General features: G+C 67.6%; 17 protein-coding genes. 5 read left to right on the top strand and 12 right to left on the bottom strand.

What is annotated here, in order from left to right; translation table 11 throughout:
- Positions 1–226: 226 nt before the first annotated feature.
- Positions 227–922 carry a glutathione S-transferase family protein gene (locus AC1DK4_RS09735; protein WP_441649800.1) on the bottom strand — a complete coding sequence of 232 codons (696 nt, stop codon included), beginning with the start codon at positions 920–922 and terminating at the stop codon, positions 227–229.
- A gap of 48 nt (positions 923–970) precedes the next feature.
- Complete coding sequence (locus tag AC1DK4_RS09740; protein ID WP_441649801.1) at positions 971–2,212, bottom strand: MFS transporter; 1,242 nt, start codon at positions 2,210–2,212, stop codon at positions 971–973.
- Positions 2,213–2,466: 254 nt separating this feature from the next.
- Between AC1DK4_RS09740 and AC1DK4_RS09745 the strand changes: the two genes are divergently transcribed.
- Positions 2,467–3,033 carry a hypothetical protein gene (locus AC1DK4_RS09745; RefSeq protein ID WP_441613920.1) on the top strand — a complete coding sequence of 189 codons (567 nt, stop codon included), beginning with the start codon at positions 2,467–2,469 and terminating at the stop codon, positions 3,031–3,033.
- A gap of 21 nt (positions 3,034–3,054) precedes the next feature.
- Here AC1DK4_RS09745 and AC1DK4_RS09750 read toward each other — a convergent pair whose 3' ends face one another.
- Positions 3,055–4,479, bottom strand: coding sequence for a cytochrome-c peroxidase (locus AC1DK4_RS09750; RefSeq protein ID WP_441649802.1), 1,425 nt, complete (start codon positions 4,477–4,479; stop codon positions 3,055–3,057).
- A 62-nt stretch (positions 4,480–4,541) separates the two neighbouring features.
- Positions 4,542–6,083 (bottom strand): metallophosphoesterase, encoded by a 1,542-nt coding sequence (locus AC1DK4_RS09755; protein WP_441613921.1) that lies wholly within the window; start codon positions 6,081–6,083, stop codon positions 4,542–4,544.
- 392 nt (positions 6,084–6,475) lie between these two features.
- On the opposite strand from AC1DK4_RS09755, the gene AC1DK4_RS09760 reads away from it, so the two are divergent.
- A complete protein-coding gene (locus AC1DK4_RS09760) occupies positions 6,476–7,408 on the top strand; it encodes a fimbrial protein (RefSeq protein ID WP_441613922.1) in 933 nt (310 codons plus the stop codon).
- A gap of 36 nt (positions 7,409–7,444) precedes the next feature.
- Here AC1DK4_RS09760 and fliR read toward each other — a convergent pair whose 3' ends face one another.
- The 8 genes from fliR to AC1DK4_RS09800 form a co-directional block, all read right to left on the bottom strand.
- Positions 7,445–8,230, bottom strand: coding sequence for a flagellar biosynthetic protein FliR (gene fliR / locus AC1DK4_RS09765; protein ID WP_441613923.1), 786 nt, complete (start codon positions 8,228–8,230; stop codon positions 7,445–7,447).
- A gap of 37 nt (positions 8,231–8,267) precedes the next feature.
- Positions 8,268–8,537: a flagellar biosynthesis protein FliQ gene (gene fliQ / locus AC1DK4_RS09770; RefSeq protein ID WP_477131498.1), complete on the bottom strand. Its 270-nt coding sequence runs from the start codon at positions 8,535–8,537 to the stop codon at positions 8,268–8,270.
- Positions 8,538–8,582: 45 nt separating this feature from the next.
- Entirely contained in the window at positions 8,583–9,422 is an 840-nt protein-coding gene (fliP, locus tag AC1DK4_RS09775) for a flagellar type III secretion system pore protein FliP (protein ID WP_477131499.1), read from the bottom strand.
- Entirely contained in the window at positions 9,419–9,997 is a 579-nt protein-coding gene (gene fliO / locus AC1DK4_RS09780; protein ID WP_441649803.1) for a flagellar biosynthetic protein FliO, read from the bottom strand. Before fliO ends, fliP begins: the two co-directional genes overlap by 4 nt.
- Positions 9,994–10,446 (bottom strand): flagellar motor switch protein FliN, encoded by a 453-nt coding sequence (fliN, locus tag AC1DK4_RS09785; protein ID WP_441613926.1) that lies wholly within the window; start codon positions 10,444–10,446, stop codon positions 9,994–9,996. Before fliN ends, fliO begins: the two co-directional genes overlap by 4 nt.
- Entirely contained in the window at positions 10,439–11,443 is a 1,005-nt protein-coding gene (gene fliM / locus AC1DK4_RS09790; protein WP_441613927.1) for a flagellar motor switch protein FliM, read from the bottom strand. The genes fliN and fliM overlap by 8 nt, the downstream gene beginning before the upstream one ends.
- Before the next feature lie 149 nt (positions 11,444–11,592).
- The gene (gene fliL / locus AC1DK4_RS09795) at positions 11,593–12,078 is read right to left on the bottom strand and encodes a flagellar basal body-associated protein FliL (protein ID WP_441643205.1); all 486 of its coding nucleotides are present in this window, start codon (positions 12,076–12,078) and stop codon (positions 11,593–11,595) included.
- Positions 12,079–12,393: 315 nt separating this feature from the next.
- Complete coding sequence (locus tag AC1DK4_RS09800; protein WP_441649804.1) at positions 12,394–13,419, bottom strand: GlxA family transcriptional regulator; 1,026 nt, start codon at positions 13,417–13,419, stop codon at positions 12,394–12,396.
- A gap of 256 nt (positions 13,420–13,675) precedes the next feature.
- Here AC1DK4_RS09800 and AC1DK4_RS09805 point away from each other — a divergent pair, with 256 nt between their 5' ends.
- The 3 genes from AC1DK4_RS09805 (at position 13,676) to AC1DK4_RS09815 (ending at position 17,787) form a co-directional block, all read left to right on the top strand.
- Positions 13,676–14,362, top strand: a complete 687-nt coding sequence (locus tag AC1DK4_RS09805; RefSeq protein WP_441649805.1) for a M24 family metallopeptidase — start codon at positions 13,676–13,678, stop codon at positions 14,360–14,362.
- Positions 14,363–14,602: 240 nt separating this feature from the next.
- Positions 14,603–17,188: a bifunctional aconitate hydratase 2/2-methylisocitrate dehydratase gene (gene acnB, locus AC1DK4_RS09810; protein ID WP_441613931.1), complete on the top strand. Its 2,586-nt coding sequence runs from the start codon at positions 14,603–14,605 to the stop codon at positions 17,186–17,188.
- A 146-nt stretch (positions 17,189–17,334) separates the two neighbouring features.
- Entirely contained in the window at positions 17,335–17,787 is a 453-nt protein-coding gene (locus tag AC1DK4_RS09815; RefSeq protein WP_441649806.1) for a thioesterase family protein, read from the top strand.
- Positions 17,788–17,810 lie beyond the last annotated feature (23 nt).

The following is a 17,810-nucleotide window of genomic DNA, read 5'->3' on the forward strand; positions in this document are numbered from 1 at the left end:
TGCGTTTCGACAGGTACATCGCAATCTTACGCAGCGGCGCTGCGCTTCAAAACGCGGAGGACGGCGGGCAATGCGGCCCAATCCCGGCGTTGAAAAAAATACCGGCGGGCTGGTCGCCAGAGGTATTTTTTGCGACGCGGCAGGCGGCCATCGCGGGGCGGGGCGCGCAGCGCCAGCCAGCCCTTCGGCCTGCCTTGGTCATGTCGCAGCGTATGTCCGGGGCAGCTCAGGCGGGCGGCGGCGTGTTGCTGGTGAAGCGGGCCGGCATCTTGTCCGCCAGCGGGAACAGATGGAAGTAGGGGCGCGCTTCGGCAAGGACGCGCTGCACGCTCGGCCGGCTCAACAGCCGCTCGAAATAGGCGGCGAGGTGCGGGTGCGTATCGGTGAACGGCATCGCGATGCCCGCGTAGAACAGCGCCGGCGTGGCCGCGCAGTCGGCCAGCGTGAAGTCTTGCCCGGCGGCCCAGGTGTGGTCCGCCATGTGCTTGTCGACCAGATCGTAGGCCGTGCGCAGGGTGGCCCGCGCGTCCGCCACGCCGCGCGGGTCGCGCTCGGCCTCGGGCCGCAGGCGGTCGTTGACGATCTTCTGCATCTGCAGGTGCACGTAGAGATCGAAGAGGCGGTCCCACAGGCGCGCTTCGCGTTGCGCGTCCTCGGCGGCGGGCAGCAGCGGCCGGGCACCCGGGTAATGGCGATCCAGATATTCGATGATGGTGGTGCTTTCCGGCACGGTCAGCCCGCGCGTGTCGTCGCGCAGCACCGGGAACTTGCCGAGCGGCCACAGCGCCGCGAAGGCGGCACGGTCGGCGGGGTCGCCAAGGTCGACAATGCGGCCGGTGAAAGGGGTGGCGTTCTCGTAGAGCGCGATCAGCACCTTGTGGCAGAACGAAGACAGGGGATGGTAGTGCAGCGTCAGGGCCATTGATGACTCCTCCTTTTCGTTCAGCGCAGGCGGGGCTTCCGGGCGCCGTTATGTCGCCGCCATCTGCGGCGGGCGCGGCCGCGTGACGACCGCAAAGGTGATCTGTACCAGCCCGGCGGCCAGCCCCAGTGCCACGCCGATCTGCCAGGCCAGGGTGTAGGACCCCAGCCTGTCATAGACCAGCCCGCCGCCGAAGGCCCCCACGAAGCTGCCGATCTGGTGGCTGAAGAAGGCTACGCCGCCCAGCATGGCCTGCCAGCGCAGGCCGAAGGTCTCGGCGATCCAGCCTGCCACCAGCGGCGCCACGCCCAGCCACAGGAAGCCCATCACGGCGGCGAAGACCAGCGTACTGCCTGGCGTGGGCGGCGAGGTGAAGTACCAGGTCAGCGCGAGCGAGCGGATGGTGTAGATGCCGCCGAGCAGCAGCAGCTTGTTGACGCGCCCGCCGGCCCAGCCGAAGAACAGGCTGCCCAGCACGTTGAAACCGCCGATCACGCCCAGCGCCTTGGCGCTGAGCATGGGGTCCATGCCGCAGATGTCCAGGTAGGAAGGCAGGTGCGTGGTGAGGAAGACCAACTGCATGCCGCACACGAAATAGGCCGCGCCCATGACCAGGAACGGCGTATGGTGCAGCGCGGTGCCAAGCGCCTCGCGCGCATTCTGCTGCACGCCGCCGGGCGGCGTGGGCAGCGGCATCCGGTCGACGCGCCCGGCGAACCACGCCGCCGGCAGCATTACCAGGGCGAGCACCACGAAGGCCGCCAGCCCCACGCGCCAGCCATGGGATTGCGCCACCACCTGCCCGATCGGTGCCGCCACCAGTGCGCCCAGCGAACCGGCGCCAGACACGATGCCGAGCACCGTGCTGCGCAGCGCGGCCGGCACCGGCCGCGCCGAGACCGCCATGGCGATGGCGCTGCCGGTGCAGGCCATCGAGGCGCCGATGGCCACGCCCGCGCCGAGCGTGACGCCGACAATGCCTTGCGCGGTAGCCAGCATGACCAGCCCGAGCACGTAGAGCAGCGAGCCGGCCATCATCAGCGGCCGGAAGCCCGTGCGCGCGGCCCACGCGCCCGCGATGGGCTGCAGCAGGCCCCAGGCCAGGTTCTGCACCGCGATGGCGGCCGTGAAATCGGACACCGAGATGCCGATGCCCTTGGTCAGCGGTGGCATGAAGATGCCCAGGCTCTGCCGCAGGCCCATGGCCAGGCTCAGCATGACGGAGGCGCCGAGGAGGATCGGCAGGACCGGGCGAAGTTCGGAAAGGCGGGATGGCGCGGGGGTGCTCACGAGGATTTTGTCTCTGTCTTTGTATTGTTCTTATTGTTTTGTTCTTGTGTCCCGGCGCAGCGCGCCGCGCGCGCCGGAGGCTCAGGCGAGCGTAAGCCCGAACCAGGTTCAAGTCAATGCGGGGGCAAAGCCGCGCCGGCCCCGGGCATCGTCGTGTGCGGTCGGGCGGCGGCGCCCGCTCCGGGTTTTGCCCGGCGGCGCGGCGACCGGCAAGGCGCGTATGCTTTGCAGACTGCCCATTCATCCGCATCCCCATGCCGATCGTCCGCAAATCCACGCTTGTCCTGGGTCTGGCGCTGGCCGTGGTGCTGGCCGGCTGCGTGACCCGCTACCGGGTCGAGACCGGTACGCCAGCCTCGCGCGTGCGACTGGTGACCAATACCGACGACAACACGACCTTCAGCGTGGTGGACGCCGGCAAATGTCCCAAGCCGCCCAAGCCGGCGCTGCTTGCGGCCACCGGGCTCCAGGCCACGGCGATGGGCAAGGAGGCGGATCTGGGCATGTGGGGCATCTCGCCGGAGCCCGCCGGCCGCACGCGCGAACGCTGGCTGGTGGCGAGCCACCGCATCTACCTGACGGCCGCGGCGACCTCGGCGGCGGGCGACGAGCCGTACCGCTGCGCGATCGGCGTGTCCTTCGTGCCGCTGCCGGGCTGGCAGTACGAGTTGCGCTACCAGCGCAACGCGCAGACCAGGAATTGCGCCGCACAGGTCCTGCGCCTGTTGCGCGCACCGTCGGGCGAGATCGTGACCACGCCCGACCCGACACAGCAGACCTTCCGCGGCTTCGAGCCCGATGGCGTGTGCGCGTCGCTGTGAGCCCCGGGGCGGGCCGCGCACTCAGCGTCCGTTGGCCACCGGCATCGCATTCGCCGGCATCGCGTTGACATAGGGCGCATCCGTCAGCGTGCGCAGGAAGACGGTGATGTCGTCGATCTCCGCTTCGGTCAGCGCGGGCGTGCTTCCCGCGCGCAGGTTCATCGGCATCGAGTTGATATTGATATTGCCGCGGTAGGCGGCGGGCACGTCGTCGAATGGCTTGCCGCCGCGGTACCACTTGCCCGGATCGGTCGAGCGCGTGTTGTAGAACGCGACCGCATCGCGCAACGTGGTGAACACCCCGTTGTGCATGAAGCTCTGGCGCACCGCCACGTTGCGCAGGCCGGGGGTGCGCAGGTAGCCGCACCATTGTTCCGGTTCCGGCCAGCGCAGGCGGCGCGCGGTGTCGCACAGGCCGTTGTCGAAATGCCCGGGGTCTCGGTTGGCGGGCAGGGCCCGGTTGCGCGGCACGGCGATGGCGTCGTAGCCGAAGTCCGTAAACAGGGAGCGCTCGGGCCGGCTGGCGGTGTCCGCCAGCGTGTGGCAGCTCATGCAGTTGCCCTTGTCGGGATTCTTGAACAGCGCCAGGCCGCGCGTTTCCTGCGGCGACAGCGGCGTGCGCCGGCGCAGGTAGTCGTCGAAGCGCGAACTGAAGGGTGCCATCTCGTCGCTTTGCAGATAGGCCTCCAGCGCGCGGCCCAGCGCCACCATCATCTGCCCGGGATCGCGCTGCGCCGCCGCGCCGAAGCGCGCGGCCAGCGCGGGCGCCAGCTCCGTGCCCTTTACCTTGCGCAGCAGGCTGGCCGGGCTGCCGTTATTCATCTCGCCGGGATCGAGCAGCGGGCCGCGCACCTGCTCGGCCAGGGTATCGGCACGGCCGTCGGCGAACAGGCCGCCGAACGGCGAGGCATATGGCGCGTCGTCGTCCTGGTAGAAATGCCGGCGCGGGATATAGCGCACGTACAGCAGCGAGGGCGCGTTGCGCAGGCTGAAGTGCCCGGGCCGGCTGCCCTGCGGCACGTGCGGCCCGGCCAGCGCGGCGGGCGAGAGCGTGGGCGCGAACGCACGCGCGGGGTCGTGGCAGCCGGCGCAGGACATGCCGCGCGGCTCGGACAGGCGCGTGTCGAAGAAGATGCGCTTGCCCAGCGCGGCGAGCGCCGGGTCGGGGCGGAAGACGGCGGCGGTGGGGTCGACCTTGGCGGAGACCTTGGGCGTGCCGTTGCCGATGGTATCCACCACGGTGGCGGGCGGCGCGCCCGGCGTCAGCACGGTAGTGGCCACGGTGGCTGGAAGGGCCGGCGGGGCCGGCGGGGCCGCTGGGGCCGGAGGGGCCAATGAGGCGGCCGGCGCTGGCGCGCTGGCGCAGAGGCCGGCGGCCAGGACGGCGCAATGCACGGCGCAAAGTACGGCAAAGCGGGCGGCAATCCGCGCCGCCGCCGGCGCCATGCGGAGGCTTGCCGCGCGCCACCCTGCGAGCCAGGCTGCGCAGGCAGCGGGGAACGCTGCCATCACGGCGTCAGGAAGCCCGTCTTGTCGCAGGCCAGCGTGGTGCCGGTCTGCGCGCAGGAGGCCATCAGCTTGCCGGCCACGCTGTAGGCCTTGAAGGTCCAGCCGGTGGCGGGCGCCGGGCTGCGCTCCATCATCAGGAAGCCGAAGGTGCTGTGATGGGTGATCTTGTCGATGACGGTGCCCGGCGCGGGCACGGCGCCCGGCGTCAGCGGGTCGGGCAGCGCCACGTCCAGGTTGTCGCCGCCGTTGCCGGATACGATGGTGGCCGGGTGGCTGGAGGCGAAGCTGATGGCCTGGAAGTCATGCACGTGGCCGTGCAGCGCGACCTGGATGCCCGGCGGGTAGTAGGCCTGGGCGTTCAGGTTGCTCATCACCGACTGCAGCGCCAGGTTGCCCGGCGCGGGCGCGCTGCCGGCCACCGGGGCGAAGCCCAGCACCGGATGATGGTTGGTGAACATGGTATTGACCATGCCCGGCTTGCCGGCCAGCCAGCCCACCGTCTGGAACTGCTTCTGGTAGGCAATGAACTGCGGGTCGTTGGTGGGCAGCGCGGCCTTGCCGGCCTTGGCCGAGTCGAACACGATGACCTGGGAGCCGGTGCCGAGCGCCACCGTGTAGGGCTCGGAATAGTTGGCGTTGCCGTCGTTGGCCGGATCGTTGCACGAGCGGGCGTCGGCGTACGGGCGCGGGTCGAGGAAGCGGAACCAGCCCTGGCCGGCGCGCGCGCACTCTTCATGATTGCCGCGCACCATCACCCACGGCGCCTTGGCCATCAGGGCGGCGGCGGGCTTGAACAGGTCGGCCTGCCAGGTGTCCCAGCCATAGCCCCACGGCGTGCCCTGGCAGCCGGCGATATCCGGCGGACATGCGTTTTCGCGGTAGTGGTAGTCGCCGATATGCAGCACCAGGTCCGGGTTCATGGCGGCAGCGGTGGCGGCGAGCGTGGCGAACGGCCAGGCGGCGGCGTCGCTGCAGGGCTGGTAGGCGTTGTCGGCTTTCTTCAGGCGGCAGCCGGTATCGGCCAGCACCAGCACGCGCTGGGGATTGGCCTTGGGCAGCGGCAGGGTCTGGCCGGCGACGCTGGCGGCAGCGGCGTTGGCCGGCAGGGTCGTTTCGCACACCGAGACGGGGAAATCCGAGGGCTTGGAATCGGCGGCGGCGCTGGCGGTGGTGCGCAGCGCCATGGTGCCGCTGCCTGCGCGCAGCGCCATGCGTTGCTGCACGCCGTCGACTGTCAGCAGCGGGCACAGGGTATTGGAGGGCAGCGCGCTGCCGGCGGCGGCGGCCGGCGCCACGTAGCCGGTGATCACGCGGGCGATGGCCTGGTTGCTGTCGCCGATCTCGACCCAGGCAGCCTGGATATTGGCGCTGGCGCTGGCGGCGTCGCCTGCCGGCGTGACCGGTGCGGCGGGGGTGGCCGGCGCGGGGGCTGCATCGTTGCCGTCGCTGCCGCAACCGTGCAGCACCGCGGCGGTGGCCAGCACGGCCAGGATGGCGCCCATGCCGAGGCGCACATGGTGATTTCTCTTGCAAGTGCCCATTGTTATCTCCCTGTTGGTGGCGAGCCGGACTATAGGGAGGGGATATTGCGCAGCGATGACGCTTCTATGTCAGCGGGGTGGGTCGGGGGCACGATCCGGGCCATCGGCGCGCCGACCTGGTCGGAGTACAGGCGGCATACCGGGGGGGCGAGCCGATCGGGATAGGGCCATCAAGCGGCGTATCCGGCCAGGATGCCGCCGCCCTGCGGGTCCTGAATCACATACCGGATCATGAGTGCGATGCCYCAATGAATTTGGTACTTGTCCCATATATTGCATCTGATTATTTCCCGATACTGGCGGCATTCATCGCTCGTGGAGAGGCACGAGCCAATTAACAGGGGATCCCGACAATGCAATTCGATAGGCGAGGGCACAGGCGGAGCGGCCCATTGGCGTACACGATCGTGGTTGCCTTTGCCGCCATGTTGCTGTCACCGGCGCACGCCCTGGCAGCACACACCGAGATGACGGCATTCGGATCGGACATGGCCCTTCCGGCCAGCTCGGGCGAGGGGACGGTGCTGGCACGTACCAGTTTCTCGCCGCAGCAGCTTTGCGGTGCGCCCACCTGTCCTTCTCCCGTGGCATCGATATGGGTCTGGGATGGTCAGAATATCCAGCCGGGCCCGGTTACCCGCACAGGTGTAGCGGGCGTTGGCGTCCGTTTCGTGGTCAACGGGTCTCCTCTGCTCAGCGGCATGCAATCCCCGCCGACGATTTCCCAGCCCGTGGAAGTGCAACTGGTACGCACCTCGGGCGCGATGGGTGCTGGCAGTCTTGCGGGAGGTGCCTCGACGTTCCTGAACCTCTGCGCTAGTGTCAACCCGGGCTTCGGTGATTCCTGCTATGACGCCTCGGGCGCCAACTATGCCAAGATCAGGCTCGGGGGCACCATCAAGCCCATCGCCCTCACTTGCCAGACGCCCAACCAGAGCGTCAGCCTGCCGCCGGCGCAGAGGGGAGGGCTGACGGGCGTCGGCAGTTCGACCGGCGAGATCGGTTTCACCGTGCGGCTGAATAACTGCCCGCCCGGCTACAACCGGATCGGCTATACGCTTGATCCGGTCGGCGGCATGGTCGCCAATGCCCCCGGCGCGCTGCCCGCGCGCCCGGGTTCCACCGCGAGCGGGATCAACATCAGGCTGACGGACGATGCCGGCACGCCGGTGACATTCGGGGCGTCGACGCCGGTGGGCGCTTACGACAAGACTACCGGGGGATCGTATTCGATCCCGATGAGGGCGGCCTATCTCCAGACCGGCGCTTCGGTCACGGTGGGCCGCATCATTGGTGCCGCCACCGTGCTGGTCAACTATCAATAGCTACGGCACCCCGGGAGCGCTGAACGAGGGCAAGCCTCACTGCCCCAGCTGCCCCAGCAGCGTGCCAACGGTGGCGAGGCTGTCCTCGACCAGCCGCGCCATATACGTACTCATCTGCGGCATCACCAGCGTCATCATCAGGAAGCCGCCGGCCAGCGTGACCGGGAAGCCGACCGCGAACACCGACAACTGCGGCGACGCGCGGTTGAGGATGCCCATCGCCAGGTTGAGCGTGAGCAGCGCGGCGATCAGCGGCAGCGCCAGCAGCAGCCCCGAGGAAAACACACTGGCGCCGGCCGCCGCCACCGCGGACCAGCCGGCTCCGGAGAGCGGCTGCGGCGAGATCGGCAGTGCGGCAAAGCTGTCGGCCACGGTGGCCAGCAGCATCAGGTGGCCGTCCATGGCCAGGAACATCAGCATGGCGACCACGTTGAGGAAGCGGGCCAGCACCATGGTCTGCCCACCGGAAGAGCGGTCGTAGAAGGACGCGAACGACAGGCCCATCTGCAGGCCGATGGTTTCGCCGGCGAACTGCACGGTGGCGAACGCGAGCCGCATGGTGAAGCCCACCGCCAGGCCGATCCCTACCTCATTGAGGATGATCAGGAAGCCTTCGAAGGAATACACCGGCGCCAGCGGCAGCTTGTCGATGGTGGGCGAGATCACCATTGCGATCAAGGCCGCCAGGCCAACCTTGGCACGACGCGGAATGGTGGATTCGCTGAACAGCGGCGCGGTGCCGATCAGTGCCAGCAGGCGGAACAGCGGCCACAGGAAGGCCGCGATCCAGGCATAAAGCTGGGCGGAGGTGACGGACAGCACGGCTGGCGGGCGCGAGGCGGGCGAGCGCGACGGCGCTTCAGTGCACCAGGGCGGGAATGCCCTGGAAGACTTCGCGCATGTAGTCGACGAAGGTATTGATCATCCACGGGCCGGCCAGCACCATGGTGGCGAACAGGGCCAGCAGCTTGGGGATGAAGGACAGCGTCATTTCGTTGATCTGCGTGGCGGCCTGGAACAGGCTCACCACCAGGCCAGCCACCAGTGCCACCAGCAGCAGCGGCGCCGACAGCATCAGGGTCATCTTCATCGCCTGGGTGGCGATGCTCRTTACGGTTTCCGGAGTCATGGCGAAGGCCTAGGTTGGGATGCGCGGGGGATGCGCGGCCCTTGGTCAGTTCAGGAAGCTCTGCGCCAGCGAGCCCAGCAGCAGTTGCCAGCCGTCCACCAGCACGAACAGCATCAGCTTRAASGGCAGCGAGATGGTGGCCGGCGGCACCATCATCATGCCCAKCGCCATCAGCACGCTGGCGACCACMAGGTCGATGATCAGGAAGGGGATAAAGACGGTAAAGCCGATCTGGAATGCGGTCTTGAGCTCGCTGGTGACGAAGGCCGGCACCAGGATGCGCATCTGCACGTCTTCCGGGCCCTGCATCTCGGGGGCCTTGGCCATCTGCGCGAACAGCGCCAGGTCCTTCTCGCGGGTCTGCTTGAGCATGAAGGTCTTGAGCGGCGCGGAGGCCTTCTCGGCGGCGGCCTCCAGGCTGATCTTGTTCTCGGACAGCGGCTTGTAGGCGTCGGTGTAGATGCGGTCGAACACCGGCGACATGACAAAGAAGGTCAGGAACAGCGACAGCCCCACCAGCACCTGGTTGGGCGGCGAGCTGGCCGTGCCCAGCGCGTTGCGCAGCAGGCCCAGCACGATCACGATGCGGGTGAAGCCCGTCATCATCAGCATGGCCGCCGGCAGGAATGACAGCGAGGTCAGCAGCACCAGCGTCTGCACCGACAGCGACCAGGTCTGGCTGCCGCCGGGGCCGGCCTTGCTGGTCAGCCCGGGCAGGGCCTGGGCTTGCGCGATGGCGGGCAGCAGCACCAGCGCCAGGCAGGCGCAGGCCAGCACGGCCGCGAAGGCGAGCCGCGACGGCTGGCCGGCGCAGGCGCGCAAGGCAAGAAGCTGGCGCTGCAGGTGGCGCTGGAGGGCGCGCGAGGCGCCGGGCAGGAAATTCATGACTTCAGGTTGTGTTGCATGGCGCGCAGCAGCTTCTGTCCGAAGCTGCCGGTGCCCGCCGGATTGACCGGGTTTGCCGGAGGCTGCATGCCGCCGCCCGGATTCTGGTCCGGCTTGTGCGCGGCTTGCGCTGGCAAGGTATGGAGCGTACGGATCTCGCCGGCGCTGACGCCGAGCACCAGGCAGGTATCGCCCACCTCCACCATCACCAGGCGCTGGCGCGGGCCGAGCATGGTGCTGCCGACGACCTTCATCGCGCCGGCCTGGCCATGGCGGACCAGCCCGGCGCGGCGCGCCAGCCAGGCCAGCAGGAGGATCAGGGCGACGATGGCGAACAGGCCGAGGCCGGCCTGGGCCAGGCTTGCCGCCCCGCCGGGGCCGACGTGGCCGGGGGCGGTGCTGGTGGCACCGATGGCACCGGTGGCACCGGTGGCATTACCGGCAACCTTGGCGAGCGTGCCGGCGAGAGGACTGCCGGCGGCCACGCTGGCTTGCGCCGCTGCCGGCGCGGCTTGCGCCAGCGCCAGGCCGGCGACGAGCCCGGCGGTGGCCATCCGGCGCAGGCTGGGGTTCATCTGTTGAGCTTCCGGATACGTTCGGACGGCGTGATGATGTCGGTCAGGCGGATGCCGAATTTGTCGTTCACCACCACCACTTCGCCCTGGGCGATCAGGTAGCCGTTGACCAGCACGTCCATCGGCTCGCCGGCCAGGCCGTCGAGTTCCACCACCGAGCCCTGCGCGAGCTGCAGCAGGGTCTTGATGGGCACCTTGGTGCGGCCAAGTTCCACCGTGAGCTGCACCGGGATATCGAGGATCATCTCGATATCATTGTGAAAACCGCTCGGCGTATCCTTCTCCAGCGGCTGGAAGACCTTGGATGCGGCCGGGGTGGCGGTGGCGGCTGCGACCGCCGGGGCCGGCGCGGCAGCGGCGGCGATATCCTCGGCGCTGGTCTGCTCCGCCAGGGCACTGGCCCAGTCGTCCATCGGGTCGGCCGGCTTGTCCTCTTTGCCGTCAGTCATGGTCGGTATCCTTGGAATCGCTTTCTTGGTGATTGATCATGCGTTCTACCCGCAGCGCGTACTGGCCGTTCATGGTGCCGAAGCCGCACTGCATCACGGGCACGCCATCGACCTTGCCGAAGACCTGCTCGGGCAGCTCGATGGGAAGTACATCGCCGGCGCGCAGCGACAGCACTTCGGCCACGGTGCTCTCCAGGTGGGCGAATTCCGCCACCAGGTCGACCTCGGCCGAGCGGATCTGCTGCGACAGCTGGGAGACCCAGCGCTTGTCCACTTCGACCTCGTCCTGCAGCGGGTTCATCAGCAGGTCGCGCACCGGCTCGATCATCGAGTACGGGAAGCAGACATGAAGCTGGCCGCCGACGGCGCCCAGTTCGATATGGAAGGCCGTGGTCACCACCACCTCGTTGAGCATGGCGATGTTGGCGAACTTGGTGTGCATCTCCGAGCGGACGTATTCCAGCTCGATCGGGTGCACGGCATTCCAGGCGTTGCTGTAGCTGTTGAGCGCAAGGTCCAGCAGGCGCCGGATGATGCGCTGCTCGGTCTGGGTGAAATCGCGCCCTTCCACGCGGGTGTGGAAGCGGCCGTCGCCGCCGAACAGGTTGTCGACCACCAGGAACACCAGGTTGGGGTCGATCACGAACAGTGCCGTGCCGCGCAGCGGCTTCATGTGCACCAGGTTCAGGTTGGTCGGCACCGGCAGGTTGCGCACGAAGTCGCCGTACTTCTCGATGCGGATCGAGCCGACCGAGATGTCGGCGCCGCGGCGGATGAAGTTGAACAGCGCAGTGCGCAACTGGCGGGCGAAACGCTCGTTGATGATCTCGAGCGTGTGCAGCCGGCCCCGCACGATGCGTTCCTGCGTGGCCAGGTTGTACGGGCGCACGCCGTCCTCGGCGACCGGCGCGGCGACTTCGGGCACGTCGGTCTCGCCCGACACGCCTTTCAGTAATTCGTCTACCTCGTCCTGCGAGAGGAACTTGTCGTAGGCCATCTAGTGTCCTGCCCCGTGAATGCCGTGATGAATGAAAGCGACCATGTGCCGATCAGCCGGCGCGCTGGCGTAGGCGCGCATGCTGAAGTACGGGCAAGGCAGGCAGGGACGGATTCATGTCGGATTTGCTGGTGGGGCAGGGCTAGCGCTTACTGCACCACGAAGGATGTGAATAGGACGTCCACGACCTGCTGTGCCGGCAGGCTGGGCGCGAACGGCTGGTTGATGACGCGCAGGATTTCCTGCGCCAGGAGGCGCTTGCCCTCCACCGTCGCCAGCTCGGGCGGCTGCTTGGCCGACAGCAGCAGCAGGATGCGGCTGCGGACTTCCGGCAGGTACTCGGTGATACGCGCCTGGTCCTTCGCGTCCGCCACCTTCAGCGACAAGCCGGTATGCAGGAAGCGGTCGCCGTCCTCGCTCTTCAGGTTGACGGTAAACGGCTCGAGCGGCACGAAGATCGGCGGCGGCACCACCGGCGCGGCGGGTGCCGGCGGCTGGCGGTTGCTCAGGATGTTGCCCAGGAAGAAGCCCCCGGCACCCAGCGCCGCGACGATCACGACGCCGAGAACCAGCAGCAGTCGCCCGCGCTTGCTCTTGTTGCCGTCAGCCTGGGAAGAAGTGAGCGTATTCGCCATGAGATGCCTGTATCGGAATGCCTTGCCATTCTTGGGCGAAGGCAGGGCAAGCAAAGGGCCGAAAAAAAGGGTGAAACCCGCTCAGCTTGGCCATTTGAGCCGAACGGGTGCGTCATCCGAGCGATGCGGATGGTCTTACTGGGGGTTAACGAATGGCGTGCACGGAACTTGAGCCGGAGTTTGAGGAAAACCCGCGCCCCGGGCTGCCGGGCGGGCAGCGGCATGGGGCGCGTGGCGGCCCGCGCACGCGTCCATGGGAAGACTGCCGTGAGGCGCACCTGGCGCGGGTCCGTGCGGCGCCCGCGTGCACAAAGGCTAACTGCTTGATTCCATTGGTTCTTGTGCTTCCCCGGGGCGGCTGAAACTGTGCCGGTATTGTTGCGGCGAGACCCCCAGCCGGCGACGGAACACCGCGCGCATATGATGCGGATCGCGAAACCCGCATTCGTAACATACGGCCTTCAGCGGTACCGTGCCGCGCTCCAGCATCACGCGCGCGGCATCCAGGCGCGCACTTTCCACGAACTCGGCTGGCGTGATTTTTGCGTCGCGTGCAAATATGCGGGAGAAGTTGCGGCTGCTCATCCTGGCCACCGCCGCCAGCTTTTCGAGGGTGAGATCCTCGGTGAGGTGAGCCAACACATACTGCTGAACCTGTGCCACAGGCGACGTCGGCTCCACGAACGGGGTGAGGTAGGGGCTGAACTGGGACTGGCCGCCGGCGCGCCGCACGAACACCACCAGCCGCTTGGCCACATTGAGCGCGACCTCCTCGCCATGGTCCTGGGCCAGCAGGAAGAGCGACAGGTCGATGCCCGCGGTGACGCCGGCCGAGGTGTAGAGGTTGCCATCCTGCGCGTAGATACGGTCCGCTTCCACCTGGGCGCCAGGGCAGCGCGCGGCCAGGGCGGCCACGTCGTTCCAGTGGGTGGTCACGGTGCGCCCGTCGAGCAGGCCCGCGCCGGCCAGCAGGAAGGCGCCGTTGCAGATCGAGCCGAAGCGCCTCGCGCGCTGGCTGGCCTGGCGCAGCCAGGTGTACAGCGCCGCCGGGAACGCCTTGGTCGGGAGCACCGGGCCGCCCGCCGCGAGCAGCAGGTCCCACGCGGGACCACCGGCACCACTGGCATCCGCGGCACCCGCTGCGTCCGTGAAGGTCCGGTGCGGCTGCAGCAGCATGCCGTTGGAGCAGGCAAGGGGGCCGGGCTCGGTGCCGATGATTTCGAGCTGGTAGTGGTCTTCGGGCAGCAGGAAGCGGTTTGCCTCGGCAAACACGTCGAGCGGGCCGCTCACGTCCAGCGCTTGCGCGCCAGGAAAAACGAGGATGGCGACGGATCGGTGCATGGGGCGGGTCGAAGGCGGCAGGATGGGGTAAGTATCCACGGGAGATGGCGCCATGTTATCCGAGCGCCGCCGCCTCGGGCGACGCTTTTGCCCCGCCGGGCGGGCGCTGGCACGAAAGCACCGCCGATTGGCGCCACGGCGCCGCGCGGCGCGGTTCAATCCGGGCCGGCGGCTCTCCATACTGCTTCGTGTCGGCGCGGCACCAGGCAGGCGCCATCAATCCGAAACCGACCCCGACCCCATCCGGAGAGACCCCATGACAATGACCGATGCCACCGCCGCCGAACGAGTCGGCCCCGCCTTTTCCGTTAACGGCATGCTGCTGGCCCGCGACAAGACGCGCCAGGCCATCCGCGATATCGCGGCCCGCGTGGCGCCCGGCATGGTCGAGGAAGACGCGGTGGCGATGGCCCGCTCGGTGCTGCTCGACGCCGGCCTGGCGCTGAGCTGGCATCCCACCCGCGTGCGCTTCGGCAGCAACACCACCAAGCCGATGAAGCTGGCCTCTGCGCCCGGCGTGGTGCTGCAGGAGAACGACATCTTCTTCATCGATATCGCGCCGCGCGTGGATGCCTGGGAAGGCGACGGCGGCGCCAGCTTCACCGTGGGCCACCATGCCGAATATGCCCGCTGCGCGCACGACGCCGAGGCGCTGTTCCACGACGTGCGCGCGGTCTGGTCCAAGCAGCATCTGACCGGCCACGCGCTCTACGACTACGCCGAGCGGGCCGCGCGCAAGATGGGCTGGGAGCTGAACTTCGACCTGCCGGGGCACCGGGTCTCGGATTTCCCGCACGCCACGATCTACACCGGTTCGCTGGCCGACCTGGAGAGCTGCCCCTCGGCCATGCGCTGGATCCTCGAAATCCACCTGCGCGATCCGCAGCGCCGCTTCGGCGCCTTCTTCGAGGACATGCTGCTGGGCGACGCGTACTACGGCTGAGCGGCCTCGGCCGGGCCAGCGCATGCCGTGGCCCGGCTTGGCGGGCGGGCATTGCCCGAGCAAATTGGTCAAGGATTTATGTTGTGATTTTGCGATGCGGGGTAAAGCTATCCCATTGTTTTATATGGGATTCGCAAAATTCACTCTTATATAAGATATAAGACATTTGACCGCAGAGGCACTTCACCTTACAATCGCGGCACAACTGGTCTTTACAACCCTATTACCCCGCAGGAACCCATGCTTGATAACTATCGCGCCCATGTTGCCGAACGCGCCGCGCTTGGCATTCCCCCTCTGCCGCTGACCGCGAAGCAAACTGCGGAGCTGATCGAACTGCTGAAGAACCCGCCCGCCGGCGAAGAGCAGGTGCTGGTCGAGCTGATCACCAACCGCGTGCCGGCCGGCGTGGACGATGCCGCCAAGGTCAAGGCCTCGTACCTGGCCGCCGTGGCGCTGGGCACGGAAGCCTGCCCGCTGATCTCCCGTGCCAAGGCAGCCGAGCTGCTGGGCACCATGCTCGGCGGCTACAACATCTCCCCGCTGATCGAACTGCTGGACGACGCCGAGATCGGCACCGTTGCCGCCGCAGCGCTCAAGAAGACGCTGCTGATGTTCGACGCCTTCCACGACGTCAAGGAAAARGCCGACAAGGGCAACGCCAACGCCAAGTCCGTGCTGCAAAGCTGGGCCGACGCCGAATGGTTCACCAGCCGTCCCGAAGTCCCGCAAAGCCTGACCGTGACCGTGTTCAAGGTCACCGGCGAAACCAATACCGACGATCTCTCGCCGGCCCCGGACGCCACCACCCGCCCGGACATCCCGCTGCACGCGCTGGCCATGCTGAAGAACGCGCGCCCGGGCATCACCCCGGAAGAAGACGGCAAGCGCGGCCCGGTCAAGTTCATCGAATCGCTGAAGGACAAGGGCAACCTGGTCGCCTACGTCGGCGACGTGGTCGGCACCGGTTCCTCGCGCAAGTCGGCCACCAATTCGGTGCTGTGGTTCACCGGCGAAGACATCCCCTTCGTGCCAAACAAGCGCTTCGGTGGCGTGTGCCTGGGCAGCAAGATCGCCCCGATCTTCTACAACACCATGGAAGACGCCGGCGCGCTGCCGATCGAGCTGGACGTGTCGCAGATGGAAATGGGCGATGTGGTCGAGCTGCGCCCCTATGAAGGCCGCGCCCTGAAGAACGGCCAGGTCATCGCTGAATTCCAGGTCAAGTCCGACGTGCTGTTCGACGAAGTGCGCGCCGGCGGCCGCATTCCCCTGATCGTCGGCCGCGGCCTGACCGCCAAGGCCCGCGAAGCGCTCGGCCTGGCCCCGTCCACGCTGTTCCGCCTGCCGCAGAACCCGGCCGATACGGGCCGCGGTTTCACGCTGGCCCAGAAGATGGTCGGCCGCGCCTGCGGCCTGCCCGAAGGCGAGGGCGTGCGCCCGGGTACCTACTGCGAACCGAAGATGACCTCGGTGGGCTCGCAGGACACCACCGGCCCGATGACCCGCGACGAGCTGAAGGACCTGGCCTGCCTGGGCTTCTCGGCCGACCTGGTGATGCAGTCGTTCTGCCACACCGCCGCGTATCCGAAGCCGGTCGACGTCAAGACCCACCACACGCTGCCGAAGTTCATCAGCACCCGCGGCGGCATCTCGCTGCGCCCCGGCGACGGCGTCATCCACTCGTGGCTGAACCGCATGCTGCTGCCCGATACCGTGGGCACCGGCGGCGACTCGCACACCCGCTTCCCGATCGGCATCAGCTTCCCCGCCGGCTCGGGCCTGGTGGCCTTCGCCGCCGCCACCGGCGTGATGCCGCTGGACATGCCTGAATCCGTGCTGGTGCGCTTCAAGGGCAAGATGCAGCCTGGCGTGACCCTGCGCGACCTGGTCAACGCCATCCCGCTGTACGCCATCAAGTCGGGCGAGCTGACCGTGGCCAAGCAAGGCAAGAAGAACATCTTCTCGGGCCGCATCCTGGAAATCGAAGGCCTGCCCGACCTGAAGGTCGAGCAAGCGTTCGAACTGTCCGATGCCTCGGCAGAGCGTTCGGCCGCCGGTTGCACGGTGCACCTGAACAAGGAACCGATCATCGAATACATCAACAGCAACATCACGCTGCTGAAGTGGATGATCGCCGAAGGCTACGCCGACGCACGCAGCCTGCAGCGCCGCATCAAGGCCATGGAAGCCTGGCTGGCCGACCCGCAGCTGCTGCAGCCGGACGCCGATGCCGAATACGCTTCGGTCATCGAGATCGACCTGGCGGACATCCACGAACCCATCCTGGCCTGCCCGAACGACCCGGACGACGTCAAGACCCTGTCCGACGTGGCCGGCGCCAAGATCGACGAAGTCTTCATCGGTTCGTGCATGACCAACATCGGCCACTTCCGCGCGGCTTCCAAGCTGCTCGAAGGCAAGCGCGACATCCCGGTCAAGCTGTGGGTTGCCCCGCCGACCAAGATGGACGCCAAGCAACTGACCGAGGAAGGCCACTACGGCGTGTTCGGCACCGCCGGTGCCCGCACCGAAATGCCGGGCTGCTCGCTGTGCATGGGCAACCAGGCACAAGTGCGCGAAGGCGCCACGGTGATGTCGACCAGCACGCGTAACTTCCCCAACCGCCTGGGCAAGAACACCAACGTGTACCTCGGCTCCGCCGAACTGGCCGCCATCTGCTCGCGCCTGGGCCGCATCCCGACCAAGGAAGAGTACATGGCCGACATGGGCGTGCTGAACGCCAATGGCGACAAGATCTACAAGTACATGAACTTCGACCAGATCGAAGACTTCAAGGAAGTGGCGGACACGGTGTCGATGTAAGTCGCGCCGCGCTGCACGCGCAGTACTTTCGGAAAGGCCCCTTGCGGGGCCTTTCTTTTTGCTTCACGCCTTGCCGTCTTCCGTCTTCCGTCTTCCGCCTTCCGTCTTCCGCCTTCCGTCTTCCGCCTTACCGCTCCCATCGCATCATGGCCCGTCTCAAGCTCGACTTCCCCGAAGACCAGTACTACTACTCCACCCACCTCACGGTGCGCGTGACCGACATCAACTCGGCCAACCACCTCGGCAACGATTCGATGATCTCGATGATCTCCGAGGCAAGGGCGCGCTTTCTGTTCGACCTGCGCACCGGCGACGACGCCGAGGCCGACCAGGTCGGCATCATCGTCACCGACCTCGCCACCACTTACCGCAACGAAGCCCATGCGCGCGACCAGCTGCTGTTCGAAGTGGGCGTGATGGACTTCAACCGCTACGGCGGCGATATCACCTTCCGCATCACGCGGCCGCAGGACGGTGCCCTGGTCGCCATGGCCAAGTCCGGCTTTGTCTTCTTCAGCTACGAGCGCAAGGAAGTGATGCCGATGCCGGAATCGTTCGCGCGCAAGTTTCCGAAGGTCAACTGGGTGGATCGCGGCTGAGTGGCCCGCATGGCGCGGCCGAT

The organism is Cupriavidus sp. 05N38 (assembly GCF_056397345.1).

Bases quoted from the DNA above. Each gene is read 5' to 3' on its own strand.
- AC1DK4_RS09735 (WP_441649800.1), bottom strand. From the start codon at position 922: ATGGCCCTGACGCTGCACTACCATCCCCTGTCTTCGTTCTGCCACAAG.
- AC1DK4_RS09745 (WP_441613920.1), top strand. From the start codon at position 2,467: ATGCCGATCGTCCGCAAATCCACGCTTGTCCTGGGTCTGGCGCTGGCC.
- AC1DK4_RS09750 (WP_441649802.1), bottom strand. From the start codon at position 4,479: ATGGCGCCGGCGGCGGCGCGGATTGCCGCCCGCTTTGCCGTACTTTGC.
- AC1DK4_RS09755 (WP_441613921.1), bottom strand. From the start codon at position 6,083: ATGGGCACTTGCAAGAGAAATCACCATGTGCGCCTCGGCATGGGCGCC.
- fliO (WP_441649803.1), bottom strand. From the start codon at position 9,997: ATGAACCCCAGCCTGCGCCGGATGGCCACCGCCGGGCTCGTCGCCGGC.
- fliN (WP_441613926.1), bottom strand. From the start codon at position 10,446: ATGACTGACGGCAAAGAGGACAAGCCGGCCGACCCGATGGACGACTGG.
- fliM (WP_441613927.1), bottom strand. From the start codon at position 11,443: ATGGCCTACGACAAGTTCCTCTCGCAGGACGAGGTAGACGAATTACTG.
- fliL (WP_441643205.1), bottom strand. From the start codon at position 12,078: ATGGCGAATACGCTCACTTCTTCCCAGGCTGACGGCAACAAGAGCAAG.
- AC1DK4_RS09800 (WP_441649804.1), bottom strand. From the start codon at position 13,419: ATGCACCGATCCGTCGCCATCCTCGTTTTTCCTGGCGCGCAAGCGCTG.
- AC1DK4_RS09805 (WP_441649805.1), top strand. From the start codon at position 13,676: ATGACAATGACCGATGCCACCGCCGCCGAACGAGTCGGCCCCGCCTTT.
- AC1DK4_RS09815 (WP_441649806.1), top strand. From the start codon at position 17,335: ATGGCCCGTCTCAAGCTCGACTTCCCCGAAGACCAGTACTACTACTCC.